Genomic DNA, 20,442 nt, shown 5'->3' with positions numbered 1-20,442 from the left:
ACTAGCGGGCAATCAGACAGGCGTCATAAACGCTTGGACTTCGCCACCCTGATGTGGCCCTTATCGGTCCTGCCCAAGTCGCGGACCGCTCGACTCGACCCGAGATCTTTTCCATGCCTGGAACCGCAGCGCCCAGCCGGCGACGCACGTCTGTGCCCGCGCCGGCCCAGCTCACCCGTTCGACCGCCGACGCCGACACCGCCGCGACGCTCGACGCCGCCGGCACGCCCGTCGTGGCGTCGACCGCCGCCCCCCGCACCGTGCGCGACCGCTCGGCCCTGCTCGGCTGGCGGGCGTGGCTGTTCGTCGCCGCGCTGGTCTGCGCGTACACGCTGCCGGGCGTGCTCGGCCACGATCCGTGGAAGCAGGACGAAACCTACACGTTCGGCATCATCCAGCACATGCTCGAGACCGGCGACTTCGTCGTGCCGACCAATGCCGGCCTGCCGTTCATGGAAAAGCCGCCGCTTTACGCATGGGTCGCGACGAGCCTCGCGTGGCTGCTGCAGCGCGTGATGCCGCTGCACGACGCGGCGCGGCTCGCGAGCGCGCTGTTCGCCGCGCTCGCATTCGGCTTCATCGCGCGCGCGGCGCGCGTCGCCAGCCGTGCGGACAGCTGGTTCGACCTGCGCGTGCTCGGCCCCGTCGTGCTCAGCGCGGGCACGCTCGTCGTCATCAAGCACGTGCATGACATGATGACGGACGTCGCGCTGTTCGCCGGCACGGCGATGGGCTTCTGCGGGCTGCTCGAACTCGTGATGCAGCACGTCGCGCGCGCACAGCAGATGCGCCACGGGCTGCCGGTCCGGCCGTCGGGCCGCTGGGCCGCGCCGATGTTCGGCGCGGGCGTCGGCATCGCGCTGATGACGAAAGGGCTGTTCGTGCCGCTCGTGTTCGCGGCCACGCTCATCTGCACGCTGGTGCTCTACCCGGCCTGCCGCACCCGCTCGTTCGCGCGCGCGCTCGGCGTCGCTGCGCTCGCGTTCGCGCCGTTCGCGCTGATCTGGCCGACCGCACTGTTCCTGCGCTCCGAACCGCTGTTCATGACGTGGTTCTGGAACAACAACGTCGGCCGGTTCTTCGGCTTCTCCGTCCCCGAACTCGGCGCGGAAAACGACAAGCCGTTCTTTATCCTGCGCGCGTTCCTGCTCGTCGGCTTCCCGGTCGCGCCGCTCGCGATCGTCGCCCTCGCGCGCGGCGCATGGCGCGACTGGCGCACGCCGCGCATCGCGCTGCCGGTGCTGTTCGCCGGTATCGGGCTCGTGGTGCTGCAAGTGTCCGCGACGTCGCGCCAGCTCTACATCCTGCCGTTCTTCGCACCGCTCGCGCTGGTCGCCGCGCAGGCGATCGAACGCCTGCCGCGCCGGCTGCATCTCGCGTGGGACTACTTCAGCCGCGTGCTGTTCGGCACGACCGTCGCGCTCGCGTGGGCGATCTGGGCCGTGATGGCCGATCCGGCCGCGTCGCGCGCGGATCTCGCACTGCTCGGCCGCTGGCTGCCGCTCGACTGGACGATGCCGATCCAGCCCGCGCTCGTGATCGGCGCGCTCGCGCTGACCGTCGGCTGGCTGACGCTGCTGCCGAAGCTGCGCACGACGGGCCTTTGGCGCGGCGCGCTGTCGTGGGGCGCCGGCGCACTCGTCGCCTGGGGCCTCGTCTATACACTGCTGCTGCCGTGGCTCGACGTCGCGAAGAGCTATCGCTCGGTGTTCGACGACCTGAACGCGCATCTCGCGCTCGAATGGACCGACGGCGACTGCATGGCGAGCCTGCACGGGCTCGGCGAATCGGAAGCGCCGATGCTGTACTACTTCTCCGGCATCCAGCACACGCCGATCGACGACGCGAAGTCGACGCGCTGCACGTGGATGATCGTCCAGGGCGTGCGCGCCGTCGATCCGGCGCCCGGCAACGAATGGAAACTGTTCTGGACGGGCGCCCGCCCGGGCGACAACGAGGAACTGCTGCGCGTGTACGTGCGTACGCCCGAACAGCACCTGCAGTAACGCGCGACGGCGCGATGCGCCGTCATGCCTGCCTTCATCTTTCGCAACGGTAGCGCGCGCCCGTCCGGCCGGTGCGCGACCTTTGCGCGATACCCGCCTTCGAGGCACCCGCGCCAATCCGCGGGATCGCCCGGCCCCTGCGCTTTACGCCGCTGCCCGGATCGTCAGAACGACGAACCGGGCTCGCGCAGAAACGCGGTCTCCTCGTCGGTCGAGGCACGACCGAGAATCGCGTTCCGGTGCGGAAAGCGGCCGAAGCGCTCGACCACGGCCGCGTGCAGCAGCGCGAAACGGTGATAGCTCTCGCATCCGGCCTCGTCGCGAATGCCCGCGCACAGGCGCACGGCTTCGCCTTGGCTCTCGACCGATTCGTCGTGCTCGAACGGCAGGTACGCGAACGCGCGGTGATGGCCGCTCGGCAACTGCGCGTCCCAGCCGGCCGCGACGACCCGGCGTGCGAGCGCAAGCGCCTTCGGATCGGCGGCAAACGCGCGCGGCGTGCCGCGATGGATGTTGCGCGAAAACTGGTCCAGCACGACGATCAACGCCAGCGCACCCGACGGCGAGTCGGCCCAGTGATCGCAGGCGCCGTCGCACGCGGCGTCGAGCAACGCGCCGTAGCGCGTGCGCAGTACATCGTCGAACGCCGCACCGCCGTTGAACCACACCTTGCGTTCCTGCCCGAATTCGGCCGAGCCCGGCTCGCCGAACCAGAAATCCAGAATCTCCCGCGCTTGCGGATCCAGCACCGCCGCGCCGGCCTTGCCGGTGTCGATCGTCATGCAAACTCCAGTACGAGGCGCCGTGTCCGCGCGCTCTTCTTTTCCAGTTTCGCGACCCGCAGCCCGCCGATTTCGGACGTGTTGCGCACATGCGTGCCGCCGCACGGCTGCAGGTCGACATTTTCAATGCGCAACAGCCGCACGCGGCCGAGGCCCATCGGCGGCTTCACGCTCATCGTGCGCACGAGTTCGGGCCGCTCGGCCATCTCGTCGTCGGTGATCCATTCGGTCGTGACCGGATGCGCGCCGCCGACCAGCCCCGCGAGGCGCCGCTCGACGTCGTCGCGGTCGATCGCATCGGACGTCGCGAAATCGAGCCGCACGTAGTCGGCCGTCACGCTGCAGCCGTCGACCGCGTACGGCAGCACCGCGCACATCAGGTGCGCGGCCGTATGCAGGCGCATGTGCCGGTAGCGGCGAGACCAGTCGATCGCCGCGACCACGCGCGTGCCGGGCGCGAGCGTCGCGACGCTCGCCGCCTGCCCCGGCGCCGGCACGTGCACCGCATCGTCGGGCGTCGCGCCTTCGAACTTCGCCTTGCGCGTATCGGTGATCGCGATCGTGCTGCCGTCGGGCAGCGTCAGCGTGCCGGTGTCGCCGGCCTGCCCGCCGCCGAGCGGATAGAACACCGTGCGGTCGAGCCGGATGCCGTCGTCGCCGACGGCCTGGACGACCGCGTCGCATTGCGTGAGGTACGCGTCTTCGCGAAACAGTGCTTGTGTCGTCATCGGGCGAGCCTCGTGTCCATGGGGGGGAAACGGCCAGTGTCGCGCGACGCCGCCCGTGCGCCCAGACGCAGATCGCCCGGCGCACGGGCAGCGGCGTACCGGTCGATCAACCGGGCCGGTTGCGCATCCAGTCGGCCGTGTCGTAGAACGAATGCATCAGCCGCTCGCGCAGCGGCTCGGCCAGCCCGACATCCTCCATCGCCCACGCCATGCAGCGCAGCCACTGGTCGCGCTCGACCGACGCGATCGGGAACGGCAGGTGCCGCGCGCGCAGCCGCGGATGACCGAACCGGCTGATGTAGTGGTCGGGGCCGCCGAGCCAGCCGCACAGGAACCAGAACAGCTTGTCGCGCGAGCCGTCGAGCGACGGCGGATGCAGCGCGCGAATTTCCGCGAACTCGGGCTCGAGGTCCATCAGGTCGTAGAAGCGGTCCACCATGTCGCGCACGCGGGCTTCGCCGCCCACGAGCTCGAACGCCGTCGGCTGCGACGGCGCATCGTCATTCACATCGGTCATACGGATAGTCGGAAAACGGGATCTTCGGGGCCGCCGGCGACGCTCATGCGTCGCGCAGCGACTGCAGCGCGGGGCGCCGCAACACATTATGCAGGCTCAGCCAGCCGGCCGCACCGGCGCACGCGACGCCGGCCGCGATGCCGGCCGGCACGAGCCACGGATCGACGGCGAGCTGGAAATCGAACACGCGCGACGCGAGCACCCAGCCGACCGCGATCGCGCCCGCCGATGCCAGCGCGCCGGCCAGCGTGCCGACCACGACGAATTCCGCGCGCTGCACCGCATTGACCTGTGCGCGCGACGCGCCGAGCGCACGCAGCAGCGCGGCCTCGCGCACGCGCTCGTCGCGCGAGCCGGCGAGCGCCGTGTACAGCACCAGCACGCCGGCCGCGAGCGTGAACAGGAACAGGAACTGCACCGCGCCGACCACCTGCAGCATCATCCGCTGCAATTGCGCGAGGATCGGCGCGACGTCGATCGCGGTCAGGTTCGGATAGCGCGCGATCAGCGGATCGAGCAGCGCGGCGTTCGACGCGGGCAAATGGAAGCTCGTCAGGTAGACGGCCGGGAAATCCTTCAGCACCGGCGGCGGCATCAGCACGAAGAAGTTGACGCGGAACGAGCCCCAGTCGAGCTTGCGCACGCTCGTGACCGGCGCGTCGACCGTCAGCCCCGTCACGTCGAAGCGCAGCGTGTCGCCCGGCTTCACGTTCAGCGTCTTTGCAAGGCCGGCCTCGATCGAGATCTGCGGCGTGGCCGCGGTGCCGAACCAGTCGCCTTCGACGATCCGGTTGTCGGACGGCAGTTCGGTCGTATAGGACAGGTTGAACTCACGGTCGACGAGCCGGCGCGCCTCGTCGGACGGATACGCATCCGGATTCACCGGCTTGCCGTTGATCGCGACGAGGCGGCCGCGCACCATCGGCGCGGGCGCCGCATCGCGCACGCCGTGCGCGGCCAGATAGGCGGCAACGTCGTCGCGCTGGTCGGGCTGGATGTCGATCAGAAACTGGTTCGGCGCATCGGGCGGCGTCGACTGCCGCCAGCCCGCGACGAGATCGTTGCGCGTGATCGCGATCAGCAGCAGGCACATCAGGCCGAGCGCGAGCGCGGTGATCTGCAGCGCGCTGGCCGTGCCGCGCCGGTGCAGCGACGCGAGCGCATAGCGCCAGCCGACGCCGGCGGCCACGCGCGCGTTGCGTACCGCACGGGCGGCCGCGAACAGCACGAGCCGCGCGATCATCGCGAAGCCGACCAGCGCGCCGGCGAAGCCGCCCGCGACGATCAGGCCGAGCTTCAGGTTACCGGCCGCGACGATCAGCAGCCCCGCGAACAGCACGACGCCGATCGCGTACGCAGCCCATGCGGTGCGCGACGCATCGCCCCACTCGCGTCGCAGCACGCGCACCGGCGGCACGCGCGTGAGCGGCACGAGCGGCGGCAGCGCGAAGCCGAGCAGCAGCACGAGCGCGGCGCCCATGCCGATCAGCGCCGGCCACAGCGTGGGCGGCGGCAGCGCGACGTCGATCAGGCTGCCGAGCGCGGCCAGCAACGCCCAGTGACCGCCGTAGCCGAGCAGCGCGCCCGCGGCGCCCGAGACGATGCCGATCCCGGCGAATTCGAGTGCGAACAGCGCGCCGAGCGTGCGGCGGCTCACGCCGAGGCAGCGCATCGTCGCGCAGCCGTCGAGATGGCGCCGCATGTAGCGCTGCGCGGCCATCGCGATCGCGACCGCCGCGAGCAGCGCGGTCAGCAGTGCGACGAGCGTCAGGAAATGGCGCGCGCGATCCAGTGTCTGCCGCACCTGCGGCTGGCCTTCCTGCAACGACTCGAGCCCGACGCCGCGCAGTTTCCCGCCGTCGACGCGCGCGTGCGCATAAGCTTCGAAACGCGCGACGGCCGCTGCGTCGCCGGCGACCAGCAGCCGGTAGGTGACGCGGCTGCCGTAGCCCGTCAGCCCGGTGGCGACGAGGTCGTCCGCGCGCATCATCAGCCGCGGCGAAAAATTGACGAACGAAAAGCCGCGATCGAGCTCGCGGGCAATCGACGCGGCGACCTTGAACGTGCGCAACCCGACGCGCACCGTATCGCCCGCCTTCAGGTGCAGCGCGTCGAGCAGCGCGGGATCGGCCCACACGGTGCCGGGCGCGGGAATCGCCGCCGCCTTCTGCGCGGCGGCGGCGCCGGCCGGCACGATATCCACGGCGCCGCGCAGCGGATACCCGGGCGACACGGCCTTCACGGCCGCGAGGCGCGACGGTGCGGCCTCGGCCGCCTGCCCGCCCGGGGCAGACGCGATCATGCTCGGGAAAATGGCGGTCGTCGCGGTACGCAGGCCGAGCGCCCGGGCCTGCCGGTCGAACGACGGATCGACGGGACGATCGGCGCGCACGACGAAATCGGCGCCGAGCATCTGGCGGGCGTCGCGTTCGAGCCCCTGGCGCAGGCGGTCGGCGAGGAAACCGACGCTCGTCAGCGCCGCGACGGCCAGCACCAGCGCGAGGACGAGCAGCGTCAACTCGCCCGCGCGCCAGTCGCGCGCGGTCATCCGCGCGGCCTGGCGGATCAGGTCGTGCAGGCCGAAGCGACCGGCATGCGCGGGCCTGTCATGGCCGGGCTGCCCGGCCGGCGGCTGCGCCGCGGGTTGCCGCTCGTTCAATCGCGCTTGCCCCCGATCGAGTTGAGCCGCGACACCATGTGGTTCGCCATCCCGCGGAAGCCGCCCGACACGCCGCGCCACAGGCGCGGCAGCGCCCACGCCGACGCCGCGATGAACGCGGCGAGCAGCACGAGGAACGCGAGCGGGACGAAGAATGCCAGCACGAGCCCGCCGACGACGAGGCCGTCCTCGGTCGACGAGGCGACCCAGTTCGAAATCGGTTCGGGAGACAGGTTGATCAGCGCGCGCGTACCGGCCTTCGCGACGTGCGCGGCACCGGCCAGCGAGCCGCCGGCGAGCCCCGCGACCGCGAGCACGGTCGGATCGGCATGGCCGAGCGCACCGGCTGCCAGTACGGCGCCGGCGGGAATGCGGATGAAGGTATGCACGGCATCCCACAGCGAGTCGAACGCGGGGATCTTGTCGGCCAGGAATTCGGTGATGGTGAGCACGGCCGCCGCGCCGATGACCCACGGCGACATCAGGACGGCCAGCGTATCGGGCAGATGGAGCCAGCCGAACCGCGCCAGCACGCCGGCGATCAGCACCGTCAGGTACAAGCGCAGCCCGCTCGCCCACGCGAGCCCCGCGCCGAGCGAAATGGCTTCGATCATCGCCCTCTCCTTGCACTTTCCGTGCGATTTGCCGATTGATCGGATCGAGTCGGACAGGCCGGCCGCAGGGCGCGTGGCGACCGGCACCGCGTGCCGCGAGAAGCGCGACGGAATTCAGGCCCGAATGCGTTCCATTATAGACAGGCTATCCGGGGGACCGGCGCAATTCCGCAGCGCGATATCGTGGGCGGGCGCGCACTCGGACGCCGACGCCCGAATGCCCCGCGTCAGGCGGCCGACGACAGCTTGAGGCCGATCAGCCCCGCGACGATCAGCGCGGCGCTCGCGACGCGCGCGGCGGTCAGCGCCTCGCCCATCATCACGATGCCGAACACGAACGCCCCGACCGCGCCGATGCCCGTCCACACCGCATAGGCCGTGCCGAGCGGCAACTGGCGCATCGCAACCGCGAGCAGCCCGAAGCTGGCCAGCGCCGTCACGATCGTAAACACCGACGGACCGAGCTTCGTGAAGCCGTCCGACGATTTCAGGCCGGCCGCCCAGGCCACTTCCAGCATACCGGCGATCAACAACCATACCCACGCCATCTCGACGTACTCCGTATCGGATGGGGCCGTCCCCGTTGAAGCGAATGACCCGGGGTCGTCCCCGGGCGGCGCCGAGTATAACAAGTTGCTTACGGACGCATCGACTGCGGGGCAGGCCGACGGCCGATCGGGGGCGCGATCGGCCGGGCCCGGCCAGTTCGGTCAGTTCGACACGCGCTTCGGCGCGCCGCCGCCGACGCAGCGGTCGTCGCGGTACAGCGCCCATTCCTCGCACACGCGGCCATCCTTGAACACGCACATGCCGACCTGCCCGCTCGACAGGTTGCGGATCACATGGCGACCGCCGAGCTTCTCGCAGTTGACCGACGCAGGATTGGCCAGCGCCGCCTTCGCGGGCGGCTGCTGCCCGGGTGGCAGCGGCTGGGCGAACGCGCCGGGCGCGGCGAGCGCCAGCGCACAGATGACGACCAGACGGACGGACATTGCACGCTCCTCGTTTTCGTTCGCGGAACGGTCAGGATAACGGGGAATGAGCGCGCGGTGTGCGAGGCCGGCGCAGGTCACAAAACTGTCGCGCCGGCGCAACCGTGCCGGTGCGCAACGTCATGCGCCCGTCCGCCGCTGGCGCCCGCCCCGCCCCTTCACGCGGCGCCGACGAGCCGGTAGCCGACGCCCGTCTCGGTGACGATGTACTCGGGCTGCGCGGGATCGAGTTCGAGCTTCTGCCGCAGGTGCGCCATGTAGATGCGCAGGTAGTGATGGCTTTCGACGTGCGACGGCCCCCACACGTCGCGCAGCAACTGGCGGTGCGTGAGCACGCGCCCCGCGTGCCGCACGAGCGTCGCGAGCAGCCGGTATTCGAGAGGCGTCAGGTGCACGATCTCGCCGTCGCGCCACACCTGGCGCAGCGCGAGATCGACGATCACCGTGCCGAAGGTCACCTTCGGCGACTCGTTCGCGCCGCCCTGGTTGCGCCGGCGCAGCTGCGCGCGAATCCGCGCGCGCAGTTCGGACACGCCGAACGGCTTGGTCAGGTAGTCGTCGGCGCCCGCGTCGAGCGCGGCGACCTTCTCCTCTTCCTGGGTGCGGGCCGACAGCACGATCACCGGCACCTCGGACCAGCCGCGCAGTTCGCGGATCACGTCGAGGCCGTCGGTATCGGGCAGGCCGAGGTCGACGATCACGAGATCGGGCTTGCGCGTCGCCGCGTCGATCAGCCCCTGCTTGCCCGTCTCGGCCTCGAACACCGCGATGTCCTCCTCTTCGAGCGCGGCGCGCACGAAACGGCGGATCTGCTTTTCGTCCTCGATCAGGACGACGGTCAGGCTGGGTTCACTCATGGTCTGGCAATGACTCGGATGGGGACGATGCGCCCGGCACATCGGATTCGTCGTCGGGCACGGCAGGCGCGGCCGGCGGCGTCTCGATCGGCAGCGTGAACCAGAAGCGCGCGCCCGTCACGCGGCCGTCGGGCGCGGTGCGGTTGAGCGCGCCGATTTTACCGCCGTGCGCCTCGACGATCGCACGGCAGATCGCGAGGCCGAGCCCGATGCCCGGCGTCGCGGACTCCTTCTCGCCGCGCGTGAACTTGTCGAAGATACGCGTTTCCATCCCGGCCGGCAGGCCCGGGCCGTGATCGTCGACATGCACGCGCACGAACGGCAGCCCGTCGTCGGTCACGCGCTCCGCGCCGATCTCGATCGGCGTATCGGGCGGCGTGTACTTCGCCGCATTCTCGAACAGGTTGGTGAACAGGCGCTCCATCAGCACCGCGTCCATCTGCAGCAGCGGCAGGTCGGCCGGCAGCGCGACGCGCGCCGGATGACGCGCGAGCACGCGCTTGCACGCGGCGAGCGCGGCGCCGACGGTCTCCTCGAGCAGCGACCACTGGCGCTTGAGCTGCAGGCTGCCGGCCTGCAGCCGCGCCATGTCGAGCAGGTTCGTGACGATGCCCGTCATCCGCAGCGCCTCGTCGTGGATCGCGTCGACGAGTTCGCCCTCGCGCTGCGCGAACCGCTCGGCCGCCGCCGTGTCGCCGCCCTGCGCGGCCGCGCGCCCGTTCGCGAGCATCGACGAGAAGCCGACGATCGTCGTCAGCGGCGTGCGCAGGTCGTGCGAGATCGCCGACAGCAGCGAGTTGCGCAGCCGCTCGGATTCCATGTTGACGAGCGCGTCGCGCGCGATCTCCACGTAGTGCACGCGTTCGAGCGCGAGCGCGATCTGCGCGGCGAACGCGTCGAGCATCCGCTGCTGCTCCGGCACCTCGAGTTCGCGCGGCTCGCGCGACGCAACCGCGAGCACGCCGCGCGTGCGCATCGGCGCCTTCAGCGGCAGGTACAGCGCGGCCGTCGCGGGCAGCGTGTCGGTGCCGCGTCCGGCCGGCCTCTGCTGGTCGTACACCCACTGGCCGACGTCGCTGTCGAGATCGGCGCCCGTCAGCGTGACGGCCGCATCGGGCTCCTCGATCTTCTGGCGCACCTTGTCCGCGCTGTCGGGCAGCAGGAACGCGACGCGCGCACGGAACACCTCGCCCACGTGGCGGCTACCGATCTCGACGATCTGCTCGGTCGTCAGCGCCGCGCCGAGTTCGCGCGCCATCGCGTAGATCGCGCCGGTGCGGCGCTCGCGGCGCTGCGCGACGCTCGCCTGGCGCGTCAGCGTCGACGTGAGGTGACTGATCACGAGCGAGGTCAGCAGCATCCCGAAGAAGGTCAGCAGGTATTGCGTGTCGCTGACCGAGAACGACATGCGCGGCGGCACGAAGAAGTAGTCGAACGCGGCCACCGACAGGAACGACTGCAGCACGCCCGGGCCGCGACCGAGCCGCACGGCCGAGAACACGACGCCGAGCAGGTACAGCATCACGAGGTTCGTCAGGTCGAGCCGCTCGGACACGAGGCTCGCGACGACCGTGATCGCCGCGCAGATCGCGGCCGCATACACGTAGTGCCGCGGCGGCGAACGGTGCGTGCCGAACTGCGCGAACGCATCACGCCAGTCGCGCGCCCGCGCATCGAGCGGCGCCGCGCGCGCCTCGTCGCTCGCGGACGCACGGATCAGCATCAGGTCGACATCGCCCGCGCGTTCGGCAAGCTGCTCGCCGAACGGCCGCGCGAGGCGGCGCATGAGCCCGGCCTTCGGCGAGCCGCCCGCGACGATCTTCGACACGTTGCGCACCTTCGCATAGCCGATCAGCGCGGCCACCGCGTCGGCGCCGGCGAGCGTGGCCGTTTCCGCGCCGAGTTCGGCCGCGAGCTTCAGCGCATCGAGCGTGCGCTGCCGCCGCGCATCGGGCAGCCGCTGCAGGCGCGGCGTCTCGACATAGACGGCCAGCCAGTCGGCCTTCAGGCTCGCGGCGAGCCGTGCGGCCGCGCGCACGAGCGTCGGCGCCTCGGCGCCCGGCCCGACGCACACGAGCAGCCGCTCGCGCGCCTGCCAGATGCGCTGGATCGAGCGGTCGGCGCGGTATTCGCGCATCTGCGCGTCGACGCGGTCGGCCGTGCGCCGCAGCGCGAGTTCGCGCAGCGCGATCAGGTTGCCCTTGCGGAAGAAGTTGCGCACCGCGCGCTCGGCCTGCTGCGCGAGGTAGACCTTGCCGTCGCGCATCCGCTCGAGCAGCTCCTCGGCCGGCAGGTCGACGAGCGTGACTTCGTCGGCCGCATCGAACACGCGGTCGGGCACGGTCTCCCACACGCGGATGCCGGTGATCGCGCCGACCACGTCGTTCAGGCTTTCGAGGTGCTGGACGTTGACGGTCGTGTACACGTCGATGCCCGCGTCGAGCAGCTCGTAGACGTCCTGCCAGCGCTTCAGGTGCCGCGCGCCCTGCACGTTCGAATGCGCGAGCTCGTCGACGAGGATCAATTGCGGCGCACGCGCGAGCGCGCCGTCGAGATCGAATTCGGCGAGCGTGCGGCCGCGATAGTCGATGCGCGCGAGCGGCAGCACGTCGAGGCCGTCGAGCAGCGCGGCGGTCTCGCCGCGGCCATGGGTCTCGACGATGCCGACGACGACGTCGACGCCTTCCTGCAGCCGCTGGCGCGCGGCCTGCAGCATCGCGTAGGTCTTGCCGACACCGGCCGATGCGCCGAAGAAGATCTTGAGCTGGCCGCGCCGCTGCTTTTCTTCGTCTCGCTGCAGCTTGTCGAGGAGTTGGTCTGGATCGGGACGGTTCATGCGTCAGGAAAGCGGAGCGCCCGGATGCGCGCGAGTACGAGCATTGTTGTTCCAAATCGCCGCAAAAGGCAAAGACGGCGCAAGCGCCGTCGGGAAAAGGCGCGTCCGGCGCGGATCATGCCGCACCGGACGCCGGACACCGGTCGTCGCCGGAAGCCCGGCCGCGCGCTCAGTGCGCGGCCTGCGCCGCGTCGAGCGCGAGGTTCAGCTTCAGCACGTTCACGCGCGGCTCGCCGAGCACGCCGAACTGGCGGCCCGCCGTGTTCGCGGCGACGAGCTGCGCGACCGCGTCCGGCGCCAGGTTGCGCGCCTTCGCGACGCGCTCGACCTGGTACGCGGCGGCGGCCGGCGTGATCTCCGGATCGAGGCCGCTCGCCGATGCCGTCACGAGGTCGACCGGCACGGGCTTCGACAGGTCGGTGCCGGCGTCGCGCAGCGCGGCGATGCGCCCCTTCACCTGGTCGGCGAGCGACGGGTTCAGCGGGCCGAGGTTCGAGCCGCCGGAGCCGGTCGCGTTGTACGGCATCGGCGCAGTGGCCGACAGCCGGCCCCAGAAGTACTTCGGCGCATCGAACTGCTGGCCGATCAGCGCGGAGCCGACTGCCTTGCCGTCCTTCTCGATCAGGCTGCCGTTGGCCTGCGACGGGAACACGGCCTGGCCGAACACGGTCATCACGGCCGGGTAAGCCAGGCCCGTCACGGCGGTCAGGACGACGAAGAGCACGATGAGCGGGCGAATCAACGTTTTCATGATGTTTCCTTCAAGTACGGCCGGATCAGGCCCAGCCGAGTGCGGCGAGCGTCATGTCGATCAGCTTGATGAACGGGAACGGCAGCAGCACGCCGCCGAGGCCGTAGACCAGCAGGTTGCGGCGCAGCAGCGACGCGGCGCCGAGCGGCCGGTACGTGACGCCCTTCAGCGCGAGCGGGATCAGCGCGACGATGATCAGCGCGTTGAAGATCACCGCCGACAGGATCGCGGACGCCGGCGACGTCAGGTGCATGATGTCGAGCACGCGCAGTTGCGGGTAGGTCGTCACGAACGCGGCCGGGATGATCGCGAAGTACTTCGCGATGTCGTTCGCGATCGAGAACGTCGTCAGCGAGCCGCGCGTCATCAGCATCTGCTTGCCGATCTCGACGATCTCGATCAGCTTCGTCGGATTCGAGTCGAGGTCGACCATGTTGCCGGCTTCCTTCGCGGCCTGCGTGCCGGTGTTCATCGCGACGGCCACGTCGGCCTGCGCGAGCGCCGGCGCGTCGTTGGTGCCGTCGCCCGTCATCGCGACGAGCCGGCCGGCGGCCTGGTGTTCGCGGATCGTCGCGAGCTTGGTTTCCGGCGTCGCTTCCGCGAGGAAGTCGTCGACACCGGCTTCCGCGGCGATCGCCGCGGCCGTCAGCCGGTTGTCGCCCGTCACCATCACGGTCTTGATGCCCATCTTGCGCAGTTCCGCGAAGCGCTCCTTGATGCCGCCCTTCACGATGTCCTTCAGCTCGATCACGCCGAGCACGCGCGCCGCCCCTTCGTGCAGGTCGGCCACGACGAGCGGCGTGCTGCCGCGGCGCGCCACCTCGTCGACCGCACGGCGCACTTCCTCCGGGAAGCGGCTGCCGTGCGTCTCGACGTAGCGGCGGATCGCATCGGCCGCGCCCTTGCGGATTTCGCGGCCGGGCAGGTCGACGCCGCTCATCCGCGTCTGCGCGGAAAAACCGAGGAACGTCGCATGCAGTTGCGCCATGTCGCGCTGGCGAATGTTGAAGCGCTCCTTCGCGAGCACGACGATGCTGCGGCCTTCCGGCGTTTCGTCGGCGAGCGACGACAATTGCGCGGCATCGGCCAGCGCTTCCTCGGTCACGCCCGGCGCCGGCACGAACGTCGACGCCTGGCGGTTGCCGAGCGTGATCGTGCCGGTCTTGTCGAGCAGCAGCACGTCGACGTCGCCAGCCGCTTCCACCGCGCGGCCCGACGTCGCGATCACGTTCGCCTGCATCATCCGGCTCATGCCGGCCACGCCGATCGCGGACAGCAGGCCGCCGATCGTCGTCGGGATCAGGCACACGAGCAGCGCGACGAGCGCGGTGATCGTCACCACGTGGCCGGCCTTCATCGCCTCGACCGAGAACATCGAGAACGGCAGCAGCGTGGCAGTGGCCAGCAGCATCACGATCGTCAGCGCGACCAGCAGGATCGTCAGCGCGATCTCGTTCGGCGTCTTCTTGCGCTTCGCGCCCTCGACCATCGCGATCATCCGGTCGAGGAATGCCTCGCCGGGGTTCGCGGTGACCTTGACGACGATCCAGTCCGACAGCACGCGCGTGCCGCCCGTCACCGACGAGAAGTCGCCGCCCGACTCGCGGATCACCGGCGCGGATTCACCGGTGATCGCCGATTCGTCGACCGACGCGACGCCGTCGACGACCTCGCCGTCGGCCGGGATCACATCGCCGGTCTCGACCAGCACGACGTCGCCTTTACGCAGGTCGGACGCGGTCGTGATGCGGATCGGCGACTTCGGATGCGGCTCGTTGAGCTTCTTCGCCATCACGTCCTTCTTCGCGCTGCGCAGCGAGGCCGCCTGCGCCTTCGAACGCCCTTCGGCGAGCGCCTCGGCGAAGTTCGCGAACAGCACGGTGAACCACAGCCACAGCGCGATCGCGAGGATGAAGCCCGCGGGCGCCTCGGCCTGGCCGGCGAGCGCCGCGATCCACAGGATCGTGGTCAGGATGCTGCCGACGTACACGCAGAACATCACCGGGTTGCGGAACTGCGTGCGCGGCGTGAGTTTCTTGAACGAGTCCACGATCGCGGGGCGCAGCAGCGCCGGATCGAACATGGACCGTGTTGCGGAATGTTGAGTCATTGCGATCTCTTCAAGCTCTTCAGTCTTTTCAATGTGTCGCCATGCGGGCGCGCATCACGCGCCCAGCCACATCATCAGGTGCTCGACGCCCGGGCCGAGCGCAAGCGCCGGCACGTAGGTCAGCGCGCCCACCAGCAGCACGGTGCCGAGCAGCAGCACGACGAACAGCGGACCATGCGTCGGCAGCGTGCCGCTCGTCACCGCAATGCGCTTCTTCGCGGCGAGCGAACCGGCGATCGCCAGCACCGGCACGATCGTGCCGAAGCGGCCGAACCACATCGCGATCGCGGTCGTCCAGTTGTAGAACGGCGTGCCGACCGTCAGGCCCGCGAACGCGCTGCCGTTGTTGTTCGCGGCCGAGCTGAACGCGTAGAGGATTTCCGAGAAGCCGTGCGGGCCGGGGTTCGCGATGCCGGCCTTGCCCGCATCGGCGAGCACGGCAATCGACGTGCCGACCAGCACGAGCAGCGGCGTGAGCAGCACGACGATCGACACCATCTTCATCTCGTACGCTTCGATCTTCTTGCCGACGTATTCCGGCGTGCGGCCGATCATCAGGCCGGCGACGAACACCGCGAGCAGCGCGAACACGAGCATCCCGTAGAGACCCGAGCCGACCCCGCCGAACACCACTTCGCCGAGCTGCATCAGCAGCATCGGCACGAGGCCGCCGAGCGGCGTCAGCGAATCGTGCATCGTGTCGACCGCGCCGCACGATGCAGCCGTGGTCGCGACCGTGAAGATGCCGGTCTGCGCGATGCCGAAGCGCGTTTCCTTGCCTTCCATGTTGCCGCCCGGCTGCAGCGCGTTCGCCGACTGGTCGACGTGCAGCGCGGCGAGCGTCGGGTTGCCGCCCTGCTCCGCATTCACCTCGACGCCGATCGCGATCACGAATGCGACCGTCATCGCCGCGAGCACCGCGATACCCTGCCGGCGGTCGCCGATCATGCGGCCGAACACGAGGCACAGCGCGGCCGGGATGATCAGGATCGCGAAGATCTGGATGAAATTCGCAAACGGTGTCGGGTTCTCGTACGGATGCGCGGAGTTCGCGTTGAAGAACCCGCCACCGTTGGTGCCGAGCATCTTGATCGCTTCCTGCGACGCCACCGGGCCCATCGCGAGCGTCTGCTTCGTGAGCGGGGTCGGCACCGTGACCGCGTTACCCTTGTCGTCCTTCACCGGGTTGCCCTGCGCGTCGAGCTTCGGCGCCGCATAGGTGCTCGCCTGCAGCACCGGCACGTCCTGGTAGGCCTTCATGTTCTGGATCACGCCCTGGCTCATCAGCAGCGCGGCGATCACGACCGACATCGGCACGAGCACGTACATCGTCACGCGTGTCAGGTCGACCCAGAAGTTGCCGATCGTCTGCGCGGTGTGGCGTGCGAAGCCACGGATCAGCGCGATCACGACGACGATGCCGGTCGCCGCCGACAGGAAGTTCTGCACGGTCAGGCCGAGCATCTGCGTCAGGTAGCTGACGGTCTGCTCGGGCGTGTAGTCCTGCCAGTTCGTGTTGGTGACGAAGCTGACAGCCGTGTTGAACGCGCCGTCGACCGTCATCGCGCCGAATTGCTGCGGGTTGCCGGGCAGGACGCCCTGCAGGCGCAGCAGGCCGTAGAGGAACAGCGCCCCGAGCGCGTTGAACGCGATCGTCGCGACCGCGTACTGCTTCCAGTTCATCTCGCTGCCGGCGTCGACGCCGGCGATGCGGTACAGCGCGCGTTCGAGCGGCCCGAACACGCGCACGACGCGCGAGCTGCCGTCCATCACCGCCGACAGGTAGCGCGCGACCGGCACGGCCGCCGCGAGCAGCACGACGATGAAGAGCAGCGTTTGAAAGAGATTGTTCGCGTTCATTCGATGTCCTCCGCGCGCAGCAGCGCAAAGACGAGATACGCGAACAGCAGGGCCGTCGAGGCGCCCGCCAGCCAAAGCATCCAGGTCATGCCCGCCCCCCGCGACCGTATTGCACGAGCTTGTCGCAACCGGCAACCAAGCCGAGGATCAGCGCGGTGAAGAGCACCAGAGCGCCGATGAAAACCCCATCCATTTTGTGTTCTCCGTCGTCGAAATCAGACGACTAGAACATTATGGGAACGCACGTAAAGGACGGGTCAAAGGTGTCGGGGCGGATATAAAAAACGTGTAAACACGCGGACGGGGCAAACCGGGAGGCGGGACGGACGGCGCCGCAGCGCCGCCCGCATGGGCGCGTGCCGGCATGACGCCGGCACGGGGGGGAAGGCTCAGGGAACGAGGATCGTCGAGCCGGTGGTCTTGCGCGCTTCGAGATCGGCATGCGCCCGACCGACTTCCGCGAGCGGATAGCGCTGGTTGATGCTGGTCTTCACCTTGCCCGACAGGATCACGTCGAACAGCTCGGCGGCCCCGGCTTCGAGATCGGCGCGCTTCGCGATGTACGAGAACAGCGTCGGCCGCGTGAAGAACAGCGAGCCGCGCGACGAGAACTCCTTCGAGTCGATCGGCGGCAGCGGGCCCGACGCGCTGCCGAAGCTGACGAAGTAGCCGAGCGGCGCGAGGCAGTCGAGCGAGCCGAGGTAGGTGTCCTTGCCGATCGAATCGTAGACGACCGGCACGCCCGCGCCGTTCGTGATCTCCTTCACGCGCTGCGTGAAGTTCTCGCGCGTGTAGACGATCGGGTGATCGCAGCCGTGCGCCTTCGCGAGTTCGGCCTTTTCGTCGGAGCCGACCGTCCCGATCACGGTCGCGCCGAGCGCCTTCGCCCACTGGCACACGAGCAGGCCGACGCCGCCGGCCGCCGCGTGGATCAGGATCGTGTCGCCGGCCTTCACCGGGTAGGTGCGGCGCAGCAGGTAGTGCGCGGTCAGGCCCTGCAGCATCACCGATGCCGCATCGTCGTAGCTGATGCCGTCGGGCAGCTTCACGAGCCGCTCGGCCGGCATCACGCGCTCCTGCGCATACGCGCCGGGCGGCTGCCCGACATACGCGACGCGGTCGCCCACCTTGAGCGCGGTCACGCCGTCGCCGACGGCCGTCACCTCGCCCGCCGCCTCCATCCCGAGGCCGCCGGGCAGCGGTTGCGGATAAAGGCCGGTGCGGAAATACACGTCGATGTAGTTGAGCCCGACCGCGTGCTGCCGGATGCGGACTTCGCCCGCCTTCGGCTCGCCGACCTCGACATCGACCCACTTCATCACGTCCGGGCCGCCCGGCTGGTCGTATCGGATTGCTTTCGGCATCGTTTCGCTCCTCGTCTGTCAATCGGTCAGAAAAATCGGGGTCGCCGATGCGCGGGCCGGCCGATTCATGCAGGAACCGGGCGGCAGGTGCGCGTCGCGACGCACGATTCTCGCGCGTCGCCACCGTCCGTGCATGGCCCTGCCGCGAGCAGGGGCAATCGGCCGCGGTGCGTGACCAGCTAGCAAACGTCCTGCATGTTGCGCGCCAGGTCGTCGAGCAGCATGCGCGCGGTGGCGACGTTGGTCGCAACCGGCACGTCGTGCACGTCGCACGCGCGCACGAGCGCGGTGATGTCGGGGTCGTGCGGCTGCGCGGTCATCGGGTCGCGCAGGAACACGACGATGTCGACGCGGCCCTCGGCCAGTTCCGCGCCGATCTGCAGATCGCCGCCGAGCGGGCCCGACAGCTTGCGCTCGACCTCCAGCCCGTGCGCGGCCGCGATGCGGCCGCCCGTCGTGCCCGTGCCGACCAGCCGGCATTGCGCGAGCGTCGCGCGATACTCGCCCGCGAGCGCGACGATCTCGTCCTTCTTCGCGTCGTGCGCAATCAATGCGATGCGGGGTTTGCTCATCTCCAGTTCCTTCGTCGTTCGGTTGTCGTCGTGATCATGAATCGCAAGGCGCGGTCAGAACGTCCCCGGATACGCGCCGCCGTCGAGCAGCCAGTTCTGCCCGGTGATGTAGCCGGCATGCACGCTGCACAGGAACGCGCAGGCAGCGCCGAATTCGGCGCGCGTGCCGAGGCGGCCGGCCGGAATGTCGTGCGCGCGCCGCGCGCGCATTTCGTCGACCGTCACGCCCTGCGCCTTCGCCGACGCGGCGAGCGTCGTCGCGATCCGGTCGGTGTCGAACAGCCCCGGCAGCAGGTTGTTGATCGTCACGCCCTGCCCTGCGACCTTGCGCGACAGCCCGGCGACGAAACCGGTCAGCCCCGAGCGCGCGCCGTTCGACAGCGCGAGCACGTCGATCGGCGCCTTCACGGCCGAACTCGTGATGTTGACGATCCGGCCGAAGCGGCGCGCGATCATCCCGTCGACGGTCGCACGGATCAGCTCGATCGGCGTCAGCATGTTCGCCTCGAGCGCGCGGATCCAGTCGTCGTGCGAGAAGTCGCGGAAGTCGCCGGGCGGCGGGCCGCCGGCATTGTTCACGAGAATGTCCGGCTGCGGGCATGCGGCGAGCGCGGCCGAGCGGCCTTCCGGCGTCGTGATGTCGCAGGCGACTGCCGTGATCGACACATTCGACGCCGCGCGGATCTCCTCCGCGGTTTCCTCCAGCGTGTCGCGCGTGCGCGCGACGATCACGAGGTTCACGCCCTCGGCGGCCAGCGCTTCCGCGCAGCCGCGACCGAGACCCTTGCTGGCCGCGCATACGAGCGCGGTCTTTCCTTCGATACCGAGATCCATCGTCGACTCCCTGGTGGCGACGCGCGCCGGGACGGCCCCGCCGCGCCGGTGGACGGCGAACGGGCGGGCGCGGCGCGCGGATTGTCGTGAGACGTCGATAATATCCGGATCATGCGGCGCGCCTTGGTAAAATTGCGGCCATAAGCGGCAGCCGGCTTGCGCCCGCCGCCGCCCCGATCCCCTTTTGCCGCCAGCGCGCCCCCGTCATGAAACAGGACAGCCGTTTCCCGAATCTCTTCATCACCGATCACCCGCTGATCCAGCACAAGCTCACGCACATGCGCGACAAGGACACGTCCACGCGCACGTTCCGCGAGCTGCTGCGCGAAATCACGCTGCTGATGGGCTACGAGATCACCCGCAACCTGCCGATCACGACCAAGCGGGTCGAAACCCCGCTGGTGGCGGTCGACGCGCCCGTGATCGCGGGCAAGAAGCTCGCGATCGTGCCCGTGCTGCGCGCGGGCATCGGGATGTCGGACGGCCTGCTCGACCTGGTGCCGTCCGCGCGCGTCGGCCATATCGGCGTATATCGTGCCGAAGACCACCGCCCGGTCGAATACCTGGTGCGCCTGCCCGACCTGGAAGACCGCATCTTCATCCTGTGCGACCCGATGGTCGCGACCGGCTATTCGGCCGTGCACGCGGTCGACGTGCTCAAGCGCCGCAACGTGCCGGCCGCGAACATCACGTTCGTCGCGCTGGTCGCCGCGCCCGAGGGCGTCCAGGTGTTCCAGGACGCGCACCCCGACGTGAAGCTGTTCGTCGCGTCGCTCGATTCGCACCTGAACGAGCATGCGTACATCGTGCCCGGCCTCGGCGACGCGGGCGACCGCCTGTTCGGCACCAAGAACTGAGCGCCGGCGCGGCCGCGCGGCGCGCGGCCCGGTCCGCGGCGGCCTGCCCGGCCGTTCGGCCAGGCGCGGCGGCCCCGAACCGGCGGTCGCCGCGTGATAAAAT

Annotated in this window: 18 protein-coding genes; 2 read left to right on the top strand and 16 right to left on the bottom strand. The window is 69.9% G+C overall.

Translation table 11 applies throughout. The features are described from left to right. The first annotated feature begins 113 nt into the window (after nucleotides 1–113). Nucleotides 114–2,006, top strand: a complete 1,893-nt coding sequence (locus tag DIE03_RS19225) for a glycosyltransferase family 39 protein (RefSeq protein ID WP_124453035.1) — start codon at nucleotides 114–116, stop codon at nucleotides 2,004–2,006. Nucleotides 2,007–2,170: 164 nt separating this feature from the next. Here the strand turns inward: DIE03_RS19225 and DIE03_RS19220 are convergent, their stop codons facing one another. From DIE03_RS19220 to DIE03_RS19145, 16 genes are all read right to left on the bottom strand, one after another. Next, nucleotides 2,171–2,788, bottom strand: a complete 618-nt coding sequence (locus tag DIE03_RS19220) for a DUF924 family protein (protein ID WP_124453033.1) — start codon at nucleotides 2,786–2,788, stop codon at nucleotides 2,171–2,173. Next, a complete protein-coding gene (locus tag DIE03_RS19215) occupies nucleotides 2,785–3,516 on the bottom strand; it encodes an alanyl-tRNA editing protein (RefSeq protein ID WP_124453031.1) in 732 nt (243 codons plus the stop codon). The genes DIE03_RS19220 and DIE03_RS19215 overlap by 4 nt, the downstream gene beginning before the upstream one ends. A 106-nt stretch (nucleotides 3,517–3,622) precedes the next feature. Further along, entirely contained in the window at nucleotides 3,623–4,033 is a 411-nt protein-coding gene (locus tag DIE03_RS19210) for a group II truncated hemoglobin (RefSeq protein WP_124453029.1), read from the bottom strand. 43 nt (nucleotides 4,034–4,076) lie between these two features. Continuing rightward, complete coding sequence (locus tag DIE03_RS19205; RefSeq protein ID WP_409364427.1) at nucleotides 4,077–6,581, bottom strand: ABC transporter permease; 2,505 nt, start codon at nucleotides 6,579–6,581, stop codon at nucleotides 4,077–4,079. A 107-nt stretch (nucleotides 6,582–6,688) separates the two neighbouring features. Then, complete coding sequence (locus DIE03_RS19200; protein WP_124453025.1) at nucleotides 6,689–7,306, bottom strand: DUF4126 domain-containing protein; 618 nt, start codon at nucleotides 7,304–7,306, stop codon at nucleotides 6,689–6,691. A gap of 227 nt (nucleotides 7,307–7,533) precedes the next feature. Then, entirely contained in the window at nucleotides 7,534–7,854 is a 321-nt protein-coding gene (gene sugE, locus DIE03_RS19195; protein WP_124453023.1) for a quaternary ammonium compound efflux SMR transporter SugE, read from the bottom strand. Nucleotides 7,855–8,016: 162 nt separating this feature from the next. Continuing rightward, complete coding sequence (locus DIE03_RS19190; protein WP_124453021.1) at nucleotides 8,017–8,298, bottom strand: DUF333 domain-containing protein; 282 nt, start codon at nucleotides 8,296–8,298, stop codon at nucleotides 8,017–8,019. Nucleotides 8,299–8,456: 158 nt separating this feature from the next. Next, the gene (kdpE, locus tag DIE03_RS19185) at nucleotides 8,457–9,155 is read right to left on the bottom strand and encodes a two-component system response regulator KdpE (protein ID WP_124453019.1); all 699 of its coding nucleotides are present in this window, start codon (nucleotides 9,153–9,155) and stop codon (nucleotides 8,457–8,459) included. Beyond that, complete coding sequence (locus DIE03_RS19180) at nucleotides 9,148–11,991, bottom strand: DUF4118 domain-containing protein (protein WP_124453017.1); 2,844 nt, start codon at nucleotides 11,989–11,991, stop codon at nucleotides 9,148–9,150. The genes kdpE and DIE03_RS19180 overlap by 8 nt, the downstream gene beginning before the upstream one ends. A gap of 169 nt (nucleotides 11,992–12,160) precedes the next feature. Continuing rightward, nucleotides 12,161–12,742, bottom strand: coding sequence for a potassium-transporting ATPase subunit KdpC (kdpC, locus tag DIE03_RS19175; RefSeq protein ID WP_124453015.1), 582 nt, complete (start codon nucleotides 12,740–12,742; stop codon nucleotides 12,161–12,163). Nucleotides 12,743–12,767: 25 nt separating this feature from the next. Then, nucleotides 12,768–14,852: a potassium-transporting ATPase subunit KdpB gene (kdpB, locus tag DIE03_RS19170; protein WP_124453013.1), complete on the bottom strand. Its 2,085-nt coding sequence runs from the start codon at nucleotides 14,850–14,852 to the stop codon at nucleotides 12,768–12,770. Nucleotides 14,853–14,906: 54 nt separating this feature from the next. After that, a complete protein-coding gene (gene kdpA, locus DIE03_RS19165) occupies nucleotides 14,907–16,712 on the bottom strand; it encodes a potassium-transporting ATPase subunit KdpA (protein WP_124453011.1) in 1,806 nt (601 codons plus the stop codon). Continuing rightward, nucleotides 16,709–16,801: a K(+)-transporting ATPase subunit F gene (gene kdpF / locus DIE03_RS19160; protein ID WP_006752209.1), complete on the bottom strand. Its 93-nt coding sequence runs from the start codon at nucleotides 16,799–16,801 to the stop codon at nucleotides 16,709–16,711. The genes kdpA and kdpF overlap by 4 nt, the downstream gene beginning before the upstream one ends. Nucleotides 16,802–17,101: 300 nt before the next feature. Beyond that, the gene (locus DIE03_RS19155) at nucleotides 17,102–18,076 is read right to left on the bottom strand and encodes a quinone oxidoreductase (RefSeq protein ID WP_124453010.1); all 975 of its coding nucleotides are present in this window, start codon (nucleotides 18,074–18,076) and stop codon (nucleotides 17,102–17,104) included. A gap of 179 nt (nucleotides 18,077–18,255) precedes the next feature. After that, nucleotides 18,256–18,648, bottom strand: coding sequence for a methylglyoxal synthase (locus DIE03_RS19150; RefSeq protein ID WP_059233571.1), 393 nt, complete (start codon nucleotides 18,646–18,648; stop codon nucleotides 18,256–18,258). A gap of 54 nt (nucleotides 18,649–18,702) precedes the next feature. Beyond that, nucleotides 18,703–19,482, bottom strand: coding sequence for an SDR family oxidoreductase (locus tag DIE03_RS19145; protein WP_124453008.1), 780 nt, complete (start codon nucleotides 19,480–19,482; stop codon nucleotides 18,703–18,705). 206 nt (nucleotides 19,483–19,688) lie between these two features. Between DIE03_RS19145 and upp the strand changes: the two genes are divergently transcribed. Continuing rightward, nucleotides 19,689–20,339: a uracil phosphoribosyltransferase gene (gene upp / locus DIE03_RS19140; RefSeq protein ID WP_011657517.1), complete on the top strand. Its 651-nt coding sequence runs from the start codon at nucleotides 19,689–19,691 to the stop codon at nucleotides 20,337–20,339. Nucleotides 20,340–20,442 lie beyond the last annotated feature (103 nt).

Source organism: Burkholderia sp. Bp8992 (assembly GCF_003853705.1).
Taxonomy (GTDB): domain Bacteria; phylum Pseudomonadota; class Gammaproteobacteria; order Burkholderiales; family Burkholderiaceae; genus Burkholderia.
This window is presented reverse-complemented; position numbering and strand designations above follow the sequence as displayed.

Coding starts and splice junctions, on each gene's coding strand:
- DIE03_RS19200 (WP_124453025.1), bottom strand. CDS start 7,306: ATGATCGAAGCCATTTCGCTCGGCGCGGGGCTCGCGTGGGCGAGCGGG.
- DIE03_RS19145 (WP_124453008.1), bottom strand. CDS start 19,482: ATGGATCTCGGTATCGAAGGAAAGACCGCGCTCGTATGCGCGGCCAGC.
- DIE03_RS19220 (WP_124453033.1), bottom strand. CDS start 2,788: ATGACGATCGACACCGGCAAGGCCGGCGCGGCGGTGCTGGATCCGCAA.
- upp (WP_011657517.1), top strand. CDS start 19,689: ATGAAACAGGACAGCCGTTTCCCGAATCTCTTCATCACCGATCACCCG.
- sugE (WP_124453023.1), bottom strand. CDS start 7,854: ATGGCGTGGGTATGGTTGTTGATCGCCGGTATGCTGGAAGTGGCCTGG.
- kdpC (WP_124453015.1), bottom strand. CDS start 12,742: ATGAAAACGTTGATTCGCCCGCTCATCGTGCTCTTCGTCGTCCTGACC.
- kdpF (WP_006752209.1), bottom strand. CDS start 16,801: ATGACCTGGATGCTTTGGCTGGCGGGCGCCTCGACGGCCCTGCTGTTC.
- DIE03_RS19205 (WP_409364427.1), bottom strand. CDS start 6,581: ATGACCGCGCGCGACTGGCGCGCGGGCGAGTTGACGCTGCTCGTCCTC.
- kdpB (WP_124453013.1), bottom strand. CDS start 14,852: ATGACTCAACATTCCGCAACACGGTCCATGTTCGATCCGGCGCTGCTG.
- DIE03_RS19210 (WP_124453029.1), bottom strand. CDS start 4,033: ATGACCGATGTGAATGACGATGCGCCGTCGCAGCCGACGGCGTTCGAG.
- DIE03_RS19225 (WP_124453035.1), top strand. CDS start 114: ATGCCTGGAACCGCAGCGCCCAGCCGGCGACGCACGTCTGTGCCCGCG.
- kdpA (WP_124453011.1), bottom strand. CDS start 16,712: ATGAACGCGAACAATCTCTTTCAAACGCTGCTCTTCATCGTCGTGCTG.
- DIE03_RS19215 (WP_124453031.1), bottom strand. CDS start 3,516: ATGACGACACAAGCACTGTTTCGCGAAGACGCGTACCTCACGCAATGC.
- DIE03_RS19190 (WP_124453021.1), bottom strand. CDS start 8,298: ATGTCCGTCCGTCTGGTCGTCATCTGTGCGCTGGCGCTCGCCGCGCCC.
- DIE03_RS19155 (WP_124453010.1), bottom strand. CDS start 18,076: ATGCCGAAAGCAATCCGATACGACCAGCCGGGCGGCCCGGACGTGATG.
- DIE03_RS19150 (WP_059233571.1), bottom strand. CDS start 18,648: ATGAGCAAACCCCGCATCGCATTGATTGCGCACGACGCGAAGAAGGAC.
- DIE03_RS19180 (WP_124453017.1), bottom strand. CDS start 11,991: ATGAACCGTCCCGATCCAGACCAACTCCTCGACAAGCTGCAGCGAGAC.
- kdpE (WP_124453019.1), bottom strand. CDS start 9,155: ATGAGTGAACCCAGCCTGACCGTCGTCCTGATCGAGGACGAAAAGCAG.